Annotated in this window: 13 protein-coding genes; 8 read left to right on the top strand and 5 right to left on the bottom strand. The window is 41.1% G+C overall.

All coding sequences use genetic code 11. The features are described 5' to 3' along the window. Positions 1–102: 102 nt before the first annotated feature. Positions 103–2,163, bottom strand: a complete 2,061-nt coding sequence (gene metG / locus FTV14_RS00085) for a methionine--tRNA ligase (protein WP_166139312.1) — start codon at positions 2,161–2,163, stop codon at positions 103–105. Between the two features lie 314 nt (positions 2,164–2,477). On the opposite strand from metG, the gene FTV14_RS00090 reads away from it, so the two are divergent. Next, on the top strand, positions 2,478–3,281 hold the full coding sequence (locus tag FTV14_RS00090) for a hypothetical protein (RefSeq protein WP_180011998.1): 804 nt from the start codon (positions 2,478–2,480) through the stop codon (positions 3,279–3,281). Positions 3,282–3,570: 289 nt separating this feature from the next. Further along, positions 3,571–4,830 (top strand): iron-sulfur cluster carrier protein ApbC, encoded by a 1,260-nt coding sequence (gene apbC, locus FTV14_RS00095; protein WP_180011996.1) that lies wholly within the window; start codon positions 3,571–3,573, stop codon positions 4,828–4,830. Between the two features lie 40 nt (positions 4,831–4,870). Here the strand turns inward: apbC and FTV14_RS00100 are convergent, their stop codons facing one another. From FTV14_RS00100 to FTV14_RS00110, 3 genes are read right to left on the bottom strand one after another with little or no spacing between them, the layout of a single operon-like run. After that, positions 4,871–6,886: a TRAP transporter permease gene (locus FTV14_RS00100; RefSeq protein WP_166139308.1), complete on the bottom strand. Its 2,016-nt coding sequence runs from the start codon at positions 6,884–6,886 to the stop codon at positions 4,871–4,873. Continuing rightward, positions 6,883–7,368, bottom strand: a complete 486-nt coding sequence (locus FTV14_RS00105) for a DUF1850 domain-containing protein (protein ID WP_180011994.1) — start codon at positions 7,366–7,368, stop codon at positions 6,883–6,885. The genes FTV14_RS00100 and FTV14_RS00105 overlap by 4 nt, the downstream gene beginning before the upstream one ends. Beyond that, entirely contained in the window at positions 7,368–8,372 is a 1,005-nt protein-coding gene (locus FTV14_RS00110; RefSeq protein ID WP_159124389.1) for a TAXI family TRAP transporter solute-binding subunit, read from the bottom strand. Before FTV14_RS00110 ends, FTV14_RS00105 begins: the two co-directional genes overlap by 1 nt. Positions 8,373–9,020: 648 nt before the next feature. Between FTV14_RS00110 and FTV14_RS00115 the strand changes: the two genes are divergently transcribed. The 6 genes from FTV14_RS00115 (at position 9,021) to FTV14_RS00140 (ending at position 16,914) form a co-directional block, all read left to right on the top strand. Next, the gene (locus FTV14_RS00115) at positions 9,021–9,614 is read left to right on the top strand and encodes a LysE family translocator (protein ID WP_034701986.1); all 594 of its coding nucleotides are present in this window, start codon (positions 9,021–9,023) and stop codon (positions 9,612–9,614) included. Between the two features lie 122 nt (positions 9,615–9,736). Next, the gene (dcd, locus tag FTV14_RS00120; RefSeq protein WP_004785008.1) at positions 9,737–10,306 is read left to right on the top strand and encodes a dCTP deaminase; all 570 of its coding nucleotides are present in this window, start codon (positions 9,737–9,739) and stop codon (positions 10,304–10,306) included. 233 nt (positions 10,307–10,539) lie between these two features. Next, a complete protein-coding gene (locus tag FTV14_RS00125; protein WP_180011992.1) occupies positions 10,540–12,549 on the top strand; it encodes a hypothetical protein in 2,010 nt (669 codons plus the stop codon). Positions 12,550–12,561: 12 nt separating this feature from the next. After that, positions 12,562–13,278 carry a hypothetical protein gene (locus tag FTV14_RS00130; protein ID WP_166139299.1) on the top strand — a complete coding sequence of 239 codons (717 nt, stop codon included), beginning with the start codon at positions 12,562–12,564 and terminating at the stop codon, positions 13,276–13,278. A 29-nt stretch (positions 13,279–13,307) separates the two neighbouring features. Beyond that, a complete protein-coding gene (locus tag FTV14_RS00135) occupies positions 13,308–15,482 on the top strand; it encodes a DUF6160 family protein (RefSeq protein WP_159123365.1) in 2,175 nt (724 codons plus the stop codon). Positions 15,483–15,498: 16 nt separating this feature from the next. Further along, positions 15,499–16,914, top strand: coding sequence for a hypothetical protein (locus tag FTV14_RS00140; RefSeq protein WP_166139297.1), 1,416 nt, complete (start codon positions 15,499–15,501; stop codon positions 16,912–16,914). A 57-nt stretch (positions 16,915–16,971) separates the two neighbouring features. Here FTV14_RS00140 and FTV14_RS00145 read toward each other — a convergent pair whose 3' ends face one another. After that, positions 16,972–18,690, bottom strand: a complete 1,719-nt coding sequence (locus FTV14_RS00145; RefSeq protein WP_180011990.1) for a proline--tRNA ligase — start codon at positions 18,688–18,690, stop codon at positions 16,972–16,974. Positions 18,691–18,778 lie beyond the last annotated feature (88 nt).

Raw genomic sequence — 18,778 nt, forward strand, 5'->3', positions numbered from 1 at the left:
AATTAAAGATGAAGAACTTTTATTGGCTGAGTATTATTTTATTAGACTAAGTAAAAAGCCCCTACATCAGTAGAGGCTTTTCTTCTATCTAAGACCTAAATCTTAAGAAACTTTATCACCCGGTTTAGCACCAGATTCAGGTGAAATCACCCAAACGCCTTCGCCATTACCAGCCGCAAGTACCATACCGTTTGAAATACCAAAACGCATTTTACGTGGAGCAAGGTTCGCAACCATCACCACCAGTTTACCTTTCAGGTCTTCCGGTTTATAAAACTCACGGATACCGCTGAAGACATTACGTGGTTCAGCTTCACCGACATTTAACGTGAGTTGTAAAAGCTTGTCAGAACCTTCAACCGTTGCAGCATCCAGAACTTCCGCTACACGCAGGTCAACTTTGATGAAGTCATCAATGGTGATGATTTCAGCTTCACCGACTTTAGGCTCAGCTTTCTTCTCTTTGGCTTTCTCTTTTTTCTTCTCAGCTTTTGCTGGTTCAGCAGCAGGTGCAGCTAAAGAATCTTTAGATGCATCGACCATCGCAGCCACAGCTTTCGGATCAACACGTTGCATCAATGGCTGGAACAATGCAATTTCATGACCTGTTAAGATTTCTGTACGTGAAGCAAAGTCGAAAGAAGCTAGTTTTAGGAAGGCCTGAACCTGAGCAGCCAATGTTGGTAACACTGGAGCTAAATACACAGCCAATTGACGGAATAGGTTAATACCGACAGAACACACATCGTGAACCTGTTGTTCTTCGCCTTCAATTTTCGCTAAAGCCCAAGGTTTTTTCTCATCAATGTATTGGTTGGCTTTATCTGCAAGTGCCATGATTTCACGGATCGCTGCCGAGAATTCACGGGTTTCATAAGCTTTGGCAATTGAATCGCCAGCATCAATAAAGCTTTGAACCAGTTCAGGCTCGGCACAAGTTGCACTTAGCTTGTTGTCAAACTTGGTATTGATGAATTTTGCACAACGGCTGGCGATATTCACTACTTTACCCACTAGGTCCGAATTCACTTTCTGAACGAAGTCATCCAGATTCAGGTCAGAATCTTCAACCTTGTCAGAAAGTTTAGAAGCAAAGTAATAACGCAGGTATTCAGGGTTCAAATGCTGTAAATAAGTTTCAGCTTTAATGAAGGTACCGCGAGATTTAGACATCTTCTGACCATTTACAGTCAGGAAGCCATTCACGAATAAACCGGTTGGTGTACGGTAGTCTGCACCTTCCAGCATTGCAGGCCAGAACAGGGCATGGAAGTAAACGATGTCTTTACCAATGAAGTGATAGACTTCATTTTTAGAATCTTTTTTCCAGAAATCATCGAAGCTTAAATCAGGACGTTTAGTTTTGATGTAATTCTCGAAGCTCGACATATAGCCGATTGGCGCATCCACCCACACATAGAAATATTTGTTTGGCGCATCAGGAATTTCAAAGCCGAAATACGGTGCATCACGTGAGATGTCCCAGTCGTTCAAGCCATTGTCAAACCATTCATCTAATTTGTTGGCGATAGATACGGGTAGACGGCCTTCGTCACGGGTCCATTTTTGCAGGTATTCACCAAAATTTGGCAGTTTAAAGAAGTAATGGTCCGAAGATTTCTCAACAGGAGTCGCGCCGCTTAAAGTCGATTTTGGATTTAATAATTCAGTCGCGTTGTAAGTTGTACCGCAAACTTCACATGAATCGCCGTATTGATCTTCCGCCTTACATTTTGGGCATGTACCCTTAATGAAACGGTCTGACAGGAACATGCCTTTTTCAGGGTCAAATAACTGGGTTACAGGGCGAACTGCAATATTACCGGCTTCACGGTTTTTGATATAGATTTCTGAAGCACGGGCGCGGTTAGTATCACTGTGGGTAGAGTCATAATGATCGAAATGCACACCGAAACCGTCAAAGTCACGAATATGTTCTTTTTGCACATTGGCAATCTGTGCTTCAGGTGAAATGCCATTTGCCTCAGCACGCAGCATGATCGCTGTACCATGAGCATCATCCGCACAGACATACGTCACGTCATGACCCATCGCGCGCATCGCACGTACCCATATATCAGCCTGGATATAGCCGAGTAAGTGACCCATATGAATCGGGCCATTGGCGTAAGGAAGGGCATTGGTGACTAGGATTTTACGCACGGATTCACTCTCTCATTCGTATTCATTATGCAATGGGCCATAATTTTACATGATGCAGAAGGGATTACAAAGAAATGCTTTTACAGAAGCACAAGGAATAAATCAGGCCGAATATTCAGAATACAAAAACAGGCTATAGACAGGTAATTGACCCTTAAAAATTCGATTGAGATAAGTTGATGCTACTTCCTGCAAGCAATAGCAACAACATGTACAGGCTTTGTTGCAGTTTGCTTAATTCACCCACGTCATTGCATGCTTTGTGCTAAAAATTTGGCTGATCATTTTTATTATGACGCCTTAGGAGGGTACTCATGACTCAGAATAACCAGACAAGTACTTCAAAACAGAATCAAGATAAAGAACAACATGCACGAGAACTGCATGACAAGATTGAACAAGAGCAGAAGCAGAACAAGATTGATAAACAGCATAAGCAGAAGCATGAAGAAGTCCTAGAAGCCCAAAAAAATGGTGCTGATGAAAATTCTGATAAACAGCAAGACTCTAAAGCATCAGATAATCAGCAATCAGAGCAAAAAGATGCGTCTAAAAATGACCAATCTAATCATGGTGATGAATCAGATAAAAAAGCTGAAAGTACCAAAATGGATGACTTAAAAGCGAAAGCCATCGCAATTGGTGAAGAGCTGTTGCAAAAAGGCGAAAAGATTCTGAATGAGTTAAAAAATGGCAAATCAGACAGCCAGAAAAACGGCGAGCAAGGTTCAGATGATTCGAAAAAGGCACAGGATCAAAGTTCTGGAGATAAATCAGCAAATCAGGCTGACCAGGATCGCATGGCAAATTTAAAAGATGAAGCGCTACACAAGTTTGAAGATACTAAGGTCAAAATTAGTGAGTTGGTGAATGAAGCTGCTACGAAACTGAATGAGTTGAAACAGATGGCGGCTGAAACCATGACTAAAATGAAAGGCGATGACCAGCCTCAGTCAGGTGATTCTAAAAAGCAGGATCAGGATTCTTCTTCTAAGGATGCTACGGATAAGGATCAAAATTCAGATCAGACCAATAATAAAGATGATGCTAAAAAGGATCAGGATAAGGCTGATCAATCTGGGCAAAACAAGACCGATCAAGATAAAAATCATAAATAATCATTTCATGTTGAAAGCCACTTCATTTAATTTTTGAATGAAGTGGCTTTTTAATGGATACTATCTAGTTAATTTTATTTAAAATTTTAAAATATCAATAATATAAAACAATAAATAAGATGTAATGCTGACTTTATAAATTTTCTTCCCTGTAACTCTTTAAAACCAAGTAAAATAGTTGGAAATTATATTTGTCTTTCAGGCTTCTGAATACAGATTGCTTAACCTGAGACTAAAACCTCGTTAAACTAAGCTATTCAGATGTCTATCTATATTTTTGGAGTAACCTATGTCCTGGCTTTCTTCGCTTAAATCGGTTTTTTCGCCTTCCAAGGAGGTGAACGAAGAAGCTGTGCAGAACGTACTGCAAAACTATATCTTGCCAAATTCTAGCAATGCGCTGAAAGACCGGATTACTCAGGTCAATGTGCAAGGTGAGATACTACAGATCACCATTAATACCTATCCGGAAGAAAAAGAGCAGTTACAGCAGATTCATGATGAACTGGCGGATGCGCTAGAGAAATGCGGTATTAAAGAACTGAACCTGCATGTGATTCAGCAAAAGACGGGTCATAAAAAAGAAGGCGGTTGTGGACATCATCATGCAGAAGGCGAGAGCTGTTCCAGCCAGCCGCAAACTGCTGCTCCAAAATCGAATCTGCCACCTGTGGTTGATGCTTCAGGTCATGCAGCTCAAGCAGAAGCTGACCCAAATAATCCGCCGATCCAGAAAGCTGCTCCACAGCAACGTGATGTGCCGAAGCATCCACGCATTCAGAATGTCATTCTGGTCTCTTCAGGTAAGGGCGGTGTAGGTAAATCAACCACAACTGTGAATCTGGCTTTGGCTTTGCAAAAATTAGGTTTGAAAGTGGGTGTACTGGATGCGGATATTTATGGTCCAAGTATTCCGACGATGCTCGGCAATGCCGGCAAAACCCCGATGATCGAAGCCGAGCAGTTTGTCCCACTCGATGCCTATGGTATGGCAGTGCTGTCGATTGGCCACCTAACGGGTGATAATAATACGCCAGTTGCTTGGCGCGGTCCGAAAGCAACAGGTGCCTTGATGCAGCTATTCAATCAAACTTTATGGCCAGATCTGGATGTATTGATGATTGATATGCCACCAGGTACAGGTGATATCCAGTTAACGCTCGCTCAGCGTATTCCGGTAACGGGTGCAGTGATTGTGACCACACCGCAAAATGTGGCATTGCTGGATGCAACTAAAGGTATTGAACTGTTTAACCGTGTGCAGATTCCAGTGATGGGTGTAGTCGAAAATATGTCGACCCATATCTGCTCGAACTGCGGTCATGAAGAACAGATCTTTGGTACAGGCGGCGGTGATAAACTGTCAGAGCAATACAATATTCCATTGCTCGGCCGCTTGCCTTTGAATGCAGTGATTCGTGAAAATGCCGATGCCGGTAAGCCTTCAGTGATTGCTGGAGATGATGCTGCTGAAAGTTATATGGCCATTGCTCAGAAAATTGCAGCAAAATTGCCAAAAGCAGAAAAAGATAAAACTCGTATTTTCTAAGATTCTATAATAAAAAAAGAGAGCTTAAGCTCTCTTTTTTTTATGAGGTTTTAGTCGTAGCTGTATTTTCTTTTCTTGCCTGAATGATATTAAAGCCAATTGCAATAATCACCATGATGGTGCCGATAATATCGGTCATGGTCTCAGGCACAATCATCATGAGAGCGCCAACCCCTAGGAAGATGCGCCAGAACCAATTCATCGCGGTTTTAAAGTAGCCTTCTACTGCAGCGCCAAGTGCCAGAATGCCGACAATGGATGTTACGGTAATGCTTAAAATGACATTCCATGCCGGTAAGGCAAATTCTTTGGCATTCACGGCAATATCTGTTGTATCAATCATCAGCATCGCCGGGTTATAGACAAACAGGAAGGGCACAATAAATCCGGCTAGGGATAGGCGCAAGGCCAGGAATCCAGTCCGCATTGGGTCACCACCTGCAATCCCGGCACCAGCAAAGGCGGCTAAGGCAACTGGTGGGGTAATATTGGCAAACAGGCCAAAATAAAACACAAACATATGTGCGACTAGGATTGGAATATCAAAGTTGGCCAAAGCAGGTGCTGCCATCGTCGCGGTAATGATATAGGCAGGAATCGATGGTAGACCCATGCCCAGAATCATCGATGCAATCATGGTGAAGAACAGGGTGAGGAACAGACTGCCAGCACCAATACTCATGATTGAAGAAGTCATGACAGAACCAAAGCTAGTCAAACTCACCACACCAATAATGATACCCACGACCGCACAGGCAGCCATCACTGAAAGTGACTGCTTGGCGCCATCAGCTAAAGCCTCCAGAATTTCCTTAGGTCCCATACGGGTAGATTTTCTGAATGCTGCCACCACAATGGTCAACAAAATTGTATAAACAGCGGCATAACTCACTGGAATCGACTGGAATAAAAAGAATACCAAAGCAACGATTGGAAATAATAAATGTCCTCGTTCTTTCAGGACTTCTTTGACTCGTGGTAGGTCAGCTTTGGGAACGCCTTTCAGATGATCCCGACCAGCTCTGAAATGGACTTGTGCCATCACACCGAGATAATACAGCAGGGCAGGTAATACCGCAGCTAAGGCAATCGTGCCATAACTGACACCCGTGGTTTCTGCCATGATGAAGGCACTGGCACCCATTACTGGCGGCAAGATCTGCCCGCCGACAGAAGCACTGGCTTCCACTGCACCGGCAAAGTTTTTGTGATAGCCAATTTTCTTCATTAAAGGAATGGTAAATGAACCTGTTCCTACGACATTGGCAACCGCCGTCCCGTTGATACTGCCCATAAAACCGCTGGAAATCACCGCGACCTTGGCTGGTCCACCTTGCTTATGTCCCGCAAGTGCCATGGCGAGATCATTAAATAATTTTCCCATTCCTGATTTCGCCAGAAAGGCACCAAACAGGATAAACAGGAAAATAAAGGTGACTGAAGCACCAATGGCTGAAGAATATAAACCTTCAGTCTTCAGATACATTTGTCCGAAAATATCACTGAATGTATAGGGGCGAGTGAGCAAGCGATCCGGCATCCATTCAAAATGACTGACAAATGGATAGCTTAAGAAAATCAGTCCTAAGATCGGCAACATCCAGCCCATTACCCTTCGAGCAGCCTCAACCACCAATACTACTGTCATAATCGAGAAGACAATGTCCAGCGTATTGGGAATGCCTCCCCGAGTGGTCATAATCGCTTGATACTCTTTAAATAAATAAAAGAAAGAAGCAAAAGAGGCGATCACCCAAATCCAGTCCGTCCATGCTACCTTTTGCCGGCTACTGGCCTGACGTGCTGGATACAACAAGAAAATCAGCGCCAGACCAATGGATACATGGGCTGCACGTTGAATCAGTTCGGGTAAGGGATTAAAAGTAATATAAAGATGAAATAACGAATAGGATATTGCCAAGGCAGCAATAAACCAGCGAACCGATTTGTTGATCGGATTGCGAGTGACAGATTCACGGTCAAATTTTTCTAATAATTCTTGTTGCTGTTGATCATCCAGTGCTTCGGTCACATTTCTTGTTTCTTGTGGATTCATAGGCAATCATTTAAACCTCTTTTTTTCCATAGGCTGTCTTTTCTTATAGAAAGTTGTACCGTGCTGTAGTCGGGAAAATCCTGATAAATATTCCAGATCCGATCAGCACTCTCAATTTGTCCCTGCATTCTGCGTGAAATGACCCAGTTGAGTTCTTTCATCTCTCGGTTGATTTGCATATGGATGTTGCCATCATCCTGTCGAGTAATAGTACCTTGATCAGGTGTACCCGCACCAAATGAAATGAACTGAGTATCTGTCAGAATGAAATGGTCCTTGTCTAGAAGATAACGTTCTTTCCACTGTGTTCTTTCTACCGAATGCATCCAGCTGAGCTGAAAGGATTTCTGGTCAATTTTGCACTGAAAATTTTGCTCTTTCACTTCCACAAAAATATACGGAAATGTCATCCAAACACAGCTAATAAAAAAAGCAGCCAAACTAAAAAGTGCAGCAATCGCTGCACCTTGTATCCATTTCATCAGTTCGCTTTATTCTCATCATAGAATTTTTGCGCGCCCGGATGCAGTTGAGCAACCAGACCTTTTTGTGCACCTTCTAAAGTGATTTCTTTAGCAGCCTGATGTGAATTGGCGAGTTGATCCAAGCTGGAGAAGAACGTCTTGGTTAGCTTATATACATCATCGGTAGACAAATCTGAGCGAACCACCAGCGCATTCATGATCGCAGCTGTAGGAATATCTTCAGCATTGCCATAGGTCCCTTTAGGAATGGTCATTGGCAGGAAATACGCCTGATCTTTGGCAATCGCTTTCACTTTATCTGGATTAATACTCACCAGTTGTAGATCAAAGCCCTGTTGCAGCTCCATCAGTGAAGAGTTTGGAAGACCACTGGTCAGGAAGGCTGCATCCAGTTTACCGCCTTTCAAGGCATCAGCTGCTTCGGCATAACCTAAGTAATCTACTTTGACATCCTTATAAGTGATACCAAAACCGTTCAATAGAGTACGGGCATTCACTTCTACACCTGAATTCTGGGCGCCCACTGCAATACGTTTGCCTTTGAGATCTTCAATATTTTTGATACCAGAACGTTTTGAAGTGACAATCTGTACATAGTTTGGATAAAGCGCAGCGATCTGCTGCACGTTGTCAATTTTAGAACTAAAACTGCCTTGACCATTAATTGCTTCAGTTAAGCTGTCGCTCATGACAAAGGCCATTTCAACTTTGTTCTGTTTTAATAAATTTAGATTTTCGACAGAAGCCCCTGTGGTCTGGGTTTTGGAACTTACGCCGTAGGTCTTGTTATAGATTTCAGCCAATCCTGTTCCGATGACATTATAAGGGCCTGAGGCACCGCCTGTCGCAATATTGACAAATCGGGTTTGCAGTTTATCTGCAGCTACGCTCTCGCCAGATGCAGCCTGATTATCTGATTTATTTTGTGCATTATCATTCGAGCAAGCAACTACACCTGATAGCGCTAAACTCATGACTGAAAGTTTGATCCATTTATTCATATATGACTCCTGATATTATTCTGTAGTTCTTAAAATATAATTAAAACAACAATATACTAAACCGTCTGGATGTTAAAAAATGTGAATTATCAATTGTTGTCCTTGTACAATTTAACAGCAATTATTTTGTCTGAATACCTTTAATAACATTTTTTTCGAAATTTTGCTTTATCAATATGTTGAACAAATTGAGCAAGATAGACATCTTAAATGGAGAGTGGAAATTTAATCATTAGGAGTTAGGTAAAAGTTGCTCCCATCACCAAATTTTTCTAGAGAGGTGTCCAAAGTTCATACGCAAGAGCAGGGATTTTAGTTAGTTAAAATTCAATCAAAGGTTACCGGAAATAATGATTTCAAAGTTTTGGATAGTTTTCCATTCATGGTATAGAGACTAGTATTTCAGGAATTTTAAGTCCGAATACTCTATTGAAACTTCTACTTTTATAGCAATTTTATGATGAGCTTATAGCTTTATAAATTGACAAAATTGACTGAAAAGAAAATTTCTTGTATTTCTATCTAATTATATGAAATTAATTAAAAAATAAGAAAATATAAAAATTTTTAATATGTTCTCTTACAATTATTTTTTTGCAGATTTGACCGGATTATTTTATGCTTAATACCTAAGAGCGAGGTCAAACTATGATTTCATGGTTATTTATTGGTTTAGTGGCAGCCATTCTATTAACACCGGGCCCAACCAATACTTTATTGGCATCGTCAGGTATTCAAGTTGGATTTAGAAAAACTTTTCGCCTTATTCCCGCAGAAGCTTTCGGCTATCTCATCGCAATTACATTCTGGGGCTTTTTGATTGGTAAAATCTCGGTCTATTTACCGGAATTACCTCATATCCTCAAACTCTGTAGTGCTGCTTACATTCTATTTTTAGCTTTAAAATTATGGCGTACCGCAGAACTTGGTGAAAATTTTCAATGTATTTCGATTCGGGCACGGGAACTATTTTTGGCGACTTTGCTGAATCCTAAGGCATTATTATTTGCTTCGGCTATTTTCCCGGTCATTGTGTGGAAAAGCAGTCAATATTATGTGACTTATATGCTGGCATTCTTGGCATTACTTATTCCTATCGCATTTTTCTGGACTTTTTTAGGTAGCTTATTGGCCAGAAAAAACAATCGCTGGCTGAATCAAAAGAACTTACAAAAGACCGCTTCCATTATTTTAATGAGCTTTTCTGTACCTTTATCCTATTCAGCACTCCTCAGTCTTTAAACCTGAAAAAGCAGCTAAATTTCCTGAAATTTAGCTGTCAGAATTTCGCTTATTTTCATTGGTGTCAATTTCAGTTAAAGTACGTCGCAATTACTTATTTTTAAGATTTTTGGATTATATCAATGGCAATTAAGTCTGATCGTTGGATTCGCGAAATGAGCGAAAAACACGGCATGATTGAACCGTATGCAGAAAACCAGATTCGTCTGGATGAAAATGGTCAAAAGCTGATTTCTTATGGTGTTTCAAGCTATGGCTATGACGTGCGATGTGCGCGTGAGTTTAAAGTATTCACCAATGTTCACTCTGCAATTGTCGATCCGAAAAACTTTGACGAAAAAAGCTTTATCGATATTGAATCGGATGTTTGTATCATTCCACCCAACTCATTTGCTTTAGCGCGTACAGTAGAATACTTCCGTATTCCACGAAATGTACTGACCGTTTGCTTGGGTAAATCGACTTATGCACGTTGCGGCATTATCGTGAATGTGACTCCACTTGAACCTGAGTGGGAAGGTCATGTCACGCTGGAGTTTTCAAATACAACTAACCTGCCTGCACGTATTTATGCGGGTGAGGGTGTGGCTCAAATGCTGTTCTTCGAATCAGACGAAGTTTGTGAAACCTCCTATAAAGATCGTGGTGGTAAATACCAAGGGCAGACAGGCGTTACTTTGCCTAAAGCTTAATAGTTTTAAAGCATTTAATAAGCGAGGCTAATGCCTCGCTTATTTTTTTGCTGTTTCATTCATCGGAAACTCGGGGTTTTTAGTCTTTTGGCTTTGGTAATCCTGCTAAAAATAAGCATAATGAAGAATGAATATATAAAAAAGATGTGCCAAGCATCATAAAAATCAAAAATTGAAGGCTGGGAAGCTGAAGGATAAAGATGCGGAGCATCAGATAAGAAGGATAGGTCGAGATGGCTCAAATAAAAGCTAAATTTCAATTTCGTAAAAGCTATTTGGCAATGATGATCGGTTTAGGATTATTGCCATCTGCACATGCAATGCAGGAATTAACTGATTCTTCTCTTTCTGATACTACCGGTGAAGGTGTTGCCCTGGTACTTGATGACTTTAAAATGGTTTTTCAGGCACCGAATGATGCTTCCAGTGGTTCAAGCTATGCACGAGGTATTGCCAATCCAGGTCAGGCAGACACTGGCTTTATTCGTATTATTCCGACTGGAGAGAACTATGCTCAGTTAGGTGAGCGTGCCTATAACAAAGTCTATGATCGAGTGTATGCAAGTAGCTATTTAAATGGTATCAGTGCAAATGCCAATCTTTATCAAACGACTTATGACAATAGTGTTAGTACCTATAAAACTCAAAACTATAATGCGACTTTAACTGCAATCCGTAATGAAATTGGTGCAAGTGCGCGTAGTGGTATTGTGGAAGAATATCGTAATTCGACATTAATGCAGCAATATTATCAGCAGCGTTATGAGGATTATTATGACGGTACAATTATTACAGGATTAAAAAGTGACGGAACAACATCTCATACTTTAACTGCATGGCAAAAAGATAAATCTGTCGAATATGCATTAAAAAATACCTATGAAATGATCGAATTGTTATATGGAAACAAGGTAACCACTCCATTAAATAATACTTGGACTCAACAAGCGGGTACCCGAACCAATGCTATTGATTCAAGAGTTACTACAGTTGTAGAGAATGCGACACAAGAAAAATTAGCAATTGAAGCTGATAGGTATGCACTGATTCAGGCAAAAAATGCAGTGACTGCTATGGAGCAGGCGGTTAAAGCGAGCGCAACAACAGCGGCCAAAGAAGCTGCAATGGGTGCCTCAGTCAGTACGCTACGTACGAAGGCTGATGTATTTATCTATGGTTTAGCTTTATCAAAAAGTGATAATTCACTCAGTAGCCGCTATAGCAATCAGGGGTTTAATTGGGGAACAGCCAGCAATCCTTGGTTATTTCATGCCGGAGCCGAAACAGTAAAACAGTTTACGGATACGGGAAAAGAAGTGGGCTATCTAGCTTTAGAAGCACCTCTTGCAACAGTTGCTGCAAATGAAGCAGATAATAATATTAAGCTTGGTTTTTGGACTGATATTTTCTCACGTTCTTTAAATTCAAGTAATACCGTAGATTATGCTACTGGAGCACCTACTTCAGGCTTAGATATTTCTGAACGTTTTCGTGCACAGTTTATTGCTAATGGCTTGAGCATGAACGGTTCGCAAGTCCGATTATTTCAAACCCTTACATCGCCTGATCTTGCATATAGTCAAACCTTGGGCCTGGCGAGTCTGATCCGACTCAATACTAATGATGATCCCTCTACTTTGACCAGTGATTCAAACAATTTGAACAGTAAAGGGATTCGTATTAGTAGTGCAGCAAAAGAGAATAATCTTGATGGAGATGGTCCGACTCCTGCTTTAAATGGCTCTGCAGCTCCTATATTTCATGATACCGAGGGATTGTATTTATATAGCCCGAATATCAATTTGGTACTAGGAAGTATGTATCAGCCTTTTGTTGTGGGTTCGGAAGGAAATAATATTATTTTGGAAGTGACACGTATTCCTAAAATTCCAGATATTTACAACCGGATTTATCAGCGTTATCCAGATGGAAAAGGTGGTTTTTTAGGATCAGAAGCACTTTTAGGCTCTACATGTAATGTATATACGTGTGGTACTGAAATTAAAGCTCAAGCTTCAGATAGCATTGCCTTGTATCAAGGACGCGATGCAACTCACAGTAGTATCGCCATTGGTTCTGTTGAACGTATTGCCAATACTAATATGCTGAAGGCAAAAGATGATAATAATGCTACTGGTGTGGTATTTAGGGGGGCTACTGATAACTCAATGAGGAATTTTGGTTCAGCAGTGATTGATGGTGTGTTGATTCAACATCTAAAAATAAAAACTACAGGTCTATAAAGGAATAGGGCAATGTTGAAAAAGTTAATGCTTGCTACAGTTCTTGGGATTTCTTTTGCGACACAAGCCGGCTTGGTCAGTCTTGATCCGCAGCAAATGACAGCGGAAACGGGTCAAGGCGGAGCAGATTTAAGCTGGACCTTGTCACTCAACCATCAATACGCTACTGATTTAACGAAATCTCAAATTTCTGAAACGGTCGCTAATAAGTTAGAGGTGTATTACAAGCCAACAACAGATTGTGGAATTAACACCTTGTTTTGTCGCTTGGCTATTTCTCCGAACAATCATGTTGATGCTCAAGGCAATAAAAAATGGCTGGTATTTAAAGGCATACAAGGCACCCTGCAAATTGATAAGTTTTCTATCGATGGCACTACAATTACTAATGTGGCAGGCGATCCTCAAACAGCCATGAAAATCACTTTTTATGATGATAAACCTTTAAAAATCAGAAACTTGGGTTTTAATACTTTGGCTATTGAAACCGGAACCGGTGAGGGCGATAAAGAAGGCTATGCCAATTCAGAGAGGTATACGACCTTCACCAATCGTGTTTATAAAGCGGACGGTACATATACCACTGCCTCAGCAGATGTTCCGGAATTTGACCGGGGGCGTGAGAAGGGGTTTATGGGTCTCAATATGCACGGCAACATGCACATGTCAGGAAACTTAAAAATATTTGGCTTTAACTGCTCAGCTGGGAGTGCACAAAGCCGTTGCTAACTGCATGGATGCAGTATAGGGATGAAAGAATGAAAAAAATAAAATCACAAATTAAATTATTAACGGCATGTGTCTGTTTAGCACAGCATAGTTATGCACTAGAGCTGATTGAAGAACAAGAATTGGGTCATATCACTGGTCAAGACGGTATTACGATTACACACGAGGTATCAAAAGTAGAAGTTGAACAGCTCAATTGGTATGACCCGAATGCTGATGTAAATACCAAGATGGGACTGGGATTGCATAAAGTAGAAATCTTAGGCAAAGATCAAAATGCGATTTTAAGCCAGCTTAAGTTTGATGTCGGTGCGACCGATGCTGGTGCAGGGATCCGTCTAGAAGCAAGCGTAGCTCCCTTTAGTGCCAATGCAGATTTTAAACTTGTGAGTAAGGATTGTGTTGGAACAAGCTGTGTCGAAAACAATCAAAATTTGGGCAAATTAGGTCTTGCGATTGATAGTCCATTTAAAATGGTGCTTCATACGACAGCAGGTTTATTCAATAAGAATGAAACAGCTACTATCGATTTCAATTTGCAAGATGCCACGATCAAACATACTTTAGGTACAAATAGCTTAGTTCTAGATAACTTTAATTTTAACTTCGCTGGTACGGGCTATATGTATATAGACCCGATACAAGGCGTCGTACTCGCCAGTAAAAGTGGCACACAAGACCATCTAATTAATTTAAAACCAGTGGCTGTAGGAACAACTGGTGCGCAAACAGCTGGATTAAACTTTGATTTACGCTATCAGAATGGAGATGGCGATTTAAAAAATATCATGCGCTATGGTATTTCGGGTGCAGTGAGTAATGCACGTTTGTCGTTAGGTGCTGATCAGTCAAAACTGAACTCTTTTGATATAAGTAATAAAGTTGGTGGTGTGCTGACGCGACAAGATCGCAGTGTTTCAAGCTATAACGCAGGTGAAGGCGGCTTGCATCTTGGTTTATCAGCTGATTTTACCAATCAGGAAGTGGCAGCAGCACAGGGTTTAAAACCAACGACTTTGGAAATTGGTCATACGGGTAAAGGAAGCTATGCAGTTCAGTTTAATGAATTACGTTCATTAACTGGAAAAAATAATGCATATATCGATTTTGGCGATATTTATATCAATACAATTCAGGCGCAGAGCCTAGAATTTTTAGTTAATGACAATATTAAGTCAACACTTAGACAAAGTAATCCGATTTTGCAGCAAACTTTAAGCAGTACGTCTGCTAATCAGGATTTTGCACTAATCGCCATACGGGGTATGGATTTCCAGTCGATTGCAGCCAAAGCAAATTTTATTTCTAATGATACTGGTATTATTTCCGGGAATAGTGGTTCTTGGGGAATTGGTATTCCAATTTACAACCTGAATGCCAATGTTGCTTTGTCGGGTACAAAATATGACGGTGACAAGAATGGTATTGCCTATAACGTGATGGCATCAACTGAAGGTTATGGAAAGGATGCCAAAACTGGAGCACCAAGTACAACTTCAATTCTTTTAATTGATGGTGGTGTAGAGAATGGCCATGCGCGAAACTATTATGCTGGCCTTCGAAATATTGATGCCTTTATTGAATCCAAAGGGGTGATTGGTTATGAAGATGAAGGCATCTATGTAAAAGCTGATAAATTGCTGATCGCAGCTAAAGCTGAAGTGGCAATTGGCCAATTACCGGGATCTAAATATAACTGTGTATCAGGCAATAAATGTGATCAGTTTGTTCCTGATGACAACTTTTCTAAACGCGATGATGTATTAACAACAATTGCCATGATGCTTGATGGTAGTGGTGAGTTAATGATTATTCCGGGACTGGATGTAGCAGGCGAAAATTATTTATCGTTGGATGCAAACTTTAAGTTCCGAACATTAACTTCTACAGAAAAAGGTGATGTTAATAATCTTGGTAGTTATTTTAGTCTGATTAATGAAGATGTAGATAGCACAGGTGCAGTTCATACTTCTGCGATTAACTTTAATCGTATGGAAGGGAATTTAGGATTAATCACCAAAATAGGCGTGAGTGAAGATACTGTTACTTTAGATAATCAAATTAAATTTAATAAAGATCAGAAGATTATCGAGCCGTTTAGAACCAACATGGCCATGACCACAAATGGCAATATGCAGAATATAGCAACAATTGCACTCACAGGCGGAACCATGCGCAGTACGCTTGGCATTACACCGCGCTGAAATAAGGGATGATTTCATGAAAAAAATAATATTGAATAGCTTGATTGTCACTTTAATGGGCCTTAGTCAACAGGCGATGGCAATGACAGCCTTAGACGATGAGGCTTTATCGGCAGTTGATGCACAGGCCTTATTAAATTTGGAAAATGCTTATGATTCATCACAAGGGATTAACTTCCATAAGCTAAGTATTGAAGCTTTAATGGAACTGAACATTAATATCAAAACTTTGCAGCTCGGTTGTGGTGGAACGAATAACAGTATTGGGAATACTAATGGCTGTGATATTGATATTTCTAACTTGGCATTGAGTGGCTTAAATACCAGTCTTGATGATAAGGGTAACCCTGTCTTTTCAGGTGACCGTGCTAATACCAGTGCCAGTGTGAGTAATCCCTTTGTTGAGTTTGCAATTAAAAATGGTGGAAGTGCTTCTACCCGTGAAGTGGTCGGTTTTCGTCTAGGTGCAGATAAAATTGTCGGACTCTTAACCATGGGGACTGACAACATCGAAAATCCGAATGATGGCCTCAAAAGTTTTAGTGGTTATATGAAAATGGCGCAAACCACTGGTGAGTCTGTTACAAAAGCGGGAACCTTTGGTATTGCAAATGATGAAAAAATCTCAGGGAATCTAAAGGCTTTAGGACAAACACGTACTTTTACCAGTAAGCCAGGTGCTGATGGCCATACCGGGATTACAGTGCCTTCCATGCGGGTAGACTTTACTATGCCAGAAACTGTCGTGACTGGGCAACGCTTAAAGTCAGCGACTGTAAGTAATATCCGTTCTACTATTGCTTCGATTCCATTAGCAAAGGCTTTAACGGGTTCAACTTTGCCAAGTGATGTGATTGGTACACCAGATTTTTCAAAAGATAAGCTGTATGTAGAGTTTGATCCATTAATTGGATTTCTTAATTTAGGAACACATTCTTTCTTTCAAATGGGTGCTGGTTCAAGTCTGGATAACCTGAATATGGACATCACCTTTGTCCAAGCTCTGAATATGATCCATAATATTCCATTAAATGGTACAGGCGGTTATTTGTCTTTACAGAGTCAGAATGTGCATTGGCAAGGTGCGGACGCGGCTGATATTGCCAAACCAGGTTGGTGGCTATCTTTTAAAGACCCGATTCAACTGGGTGTATTAAAAACTACAGATGAAGTTGATATTTCATTCGTGTTACCTCAGGTAGCAACTGCTATTTCTGAATTTCTTTTACGTCCTGAAAACTTGATTGATGTCAGTGTGGGCGAGGCTTTAGGGTCTCTGGCGAATGTCGCGGTGGTACGTAAATTGAATATTGATGTAGGTAAATTTACTAACTATGTAGATGGTACTCCTGCAACTTTAACCTTAATGGACAAGCTGCTACAGAACCAGAATGTGACCTCAAACTGCTTTGGCGGGCATAAGTTCTGCTAAGTTAGAGACATAAAAAATCCCGCTCTAGGCGGGATTTTTTGTGTTCGTTAGAAAATATTATTTCGCAATTTTTGCCAGTAGTTCTTCTTTCGAAAGATTTACTGATTCTGCATCACGGCGACCTTTATATTCAAAAGTACCTGCATCCAGACCTTTTTCACCAATCACAATGCGATGTGGAATACCAGTCAATTCAAGATCAGAGAATTTCACACCTGGACGCTCGTTACGGTCATCAAGCAATACGTCAAAACCAGCAGCTTGCAGTTCTGCATATAAGCTTTCAGCTGCTTCTAAAGTGCGAGGTGATTTATGCGCATTCATTGGCACAATTGCCACTTCAAATGGAGCGATCGCAGCCGGCCAGATGATACCTTTTTCATCGTAATTCTGTTCAATTGCAGATGCTACGACACGTGTCACACCGATACCATAACAACCCATGGTTACAGTGAATGGTTTGCCATCTTCACCTAAGACTTTACAGCCTAAAGCTTCAGAGTATTTTTTGCCTAACTGGAAGATATGACCTACTTCGATACCACGTTTGATTTGAAGTGTACCTTTACCATCTGGAGAAGGATCGCCTTCAACCACATTACGCAGGTCATAAACTTCGCTAAACTGCGCATCACGTTCCCAGTTCACGCCAGTTGAGTGCTTGTCTGCTTCGTTTGCACCTGCAACAAAGTCAGAAAGTACAGAAGCAGCACGGTCAACAATCACTGTTAGGCCTTTCTCTACTAAACCTTGCGGACCTACAAAACCAGCAGTCAAACCTAGTTCAGCAAGTTGAGCTTCAGTAGCAAAAGCCAAAGGCGCAGCAATTTTTGGATGCTTTTCGGCTTTAATTTCATTCAGTTCATGATCACCACGAAGGAACAGGGCAACGACAGGAGCTGCTTTACCTTCTTCAGCTGCAACGCCTTGAACCAGTAATGCCTTCACTGAATGTGCAGGGTCAGTGCCAAGGAAGCTTGATACATCAGCAATCGTTTTTTGATTTGGGGTATCAACCACTTTCAGTTCTTGAGTTGGAGCAGCACGATCGCCCACCAGAATCGCTTCAGCCATTTCGATGTTAGCCGCATAATCAGATTCAGTTGAGAAGGCGATATCATCTTCACCACTTGAAGCCAAGACGTGGAATTCGTGTGAACCTGAGCCACCAATTGAACCGGTATCCGCTTGTACTGGACGGAAATCCAGACCTAAACGGGTAAAGATCTTGCAGTACGCTTCGTACATTTTGTCGTAAGTTTCTTGCAGAGATTCCTGATCCGCATGGAAAGAATAGGCATCTTTCATGATGAATTCACGTGAGCGCATTACGCCAAAACGAGGACGAATTTCGTCACGGAACTTGGTTTGAACCTGGTAGAAGTTTGCAGGCAGTTGTTTGTAACTTTTTAGCTCATTACGTGCCAGATCAGTGATCACTTCTTCATGTGTTGGGCCAAGCACAAAGTCATTGGTATGACGATCTTTAAAACGTAATAGTTCAGGACCGTATTGCACATAACGACCAGATTCTTCCCAAAGAGAAGCTGGTTGGGTCACAGGCATCAAGACTTCGAGTGAACCCGCGTTATTCATCTCTTCGCGAACGATCGCTGCAACTTTATTTAATACGCGAACGCCCATCGGCAGCCAGGTGTACAAACCTGAAGCCAACTTACGAATCATACCGGCACGAAGCATCAGCTGATGTGAAATAACTTCAGCATCGTTCGGGGTTTCTCTCAACGTTGCAAATAAAAAGCGACTCGCGCGCATGGAAACTGTCCTAAAAAAATTAAGCGTTAAAGCAGAGATTATACAATAAAAAATGAGGTGAACATTCGTGAATGTCACCTCATTGTGA

Source organism: Acinetobacter sp. YH12236, assembly GCF_013417645.1.
Lineage (GTDB): Bacteria > Pseudomonadota > Gammaproteobacteria > Pseudomonadales > Moraxellaceae > Acinetobacter.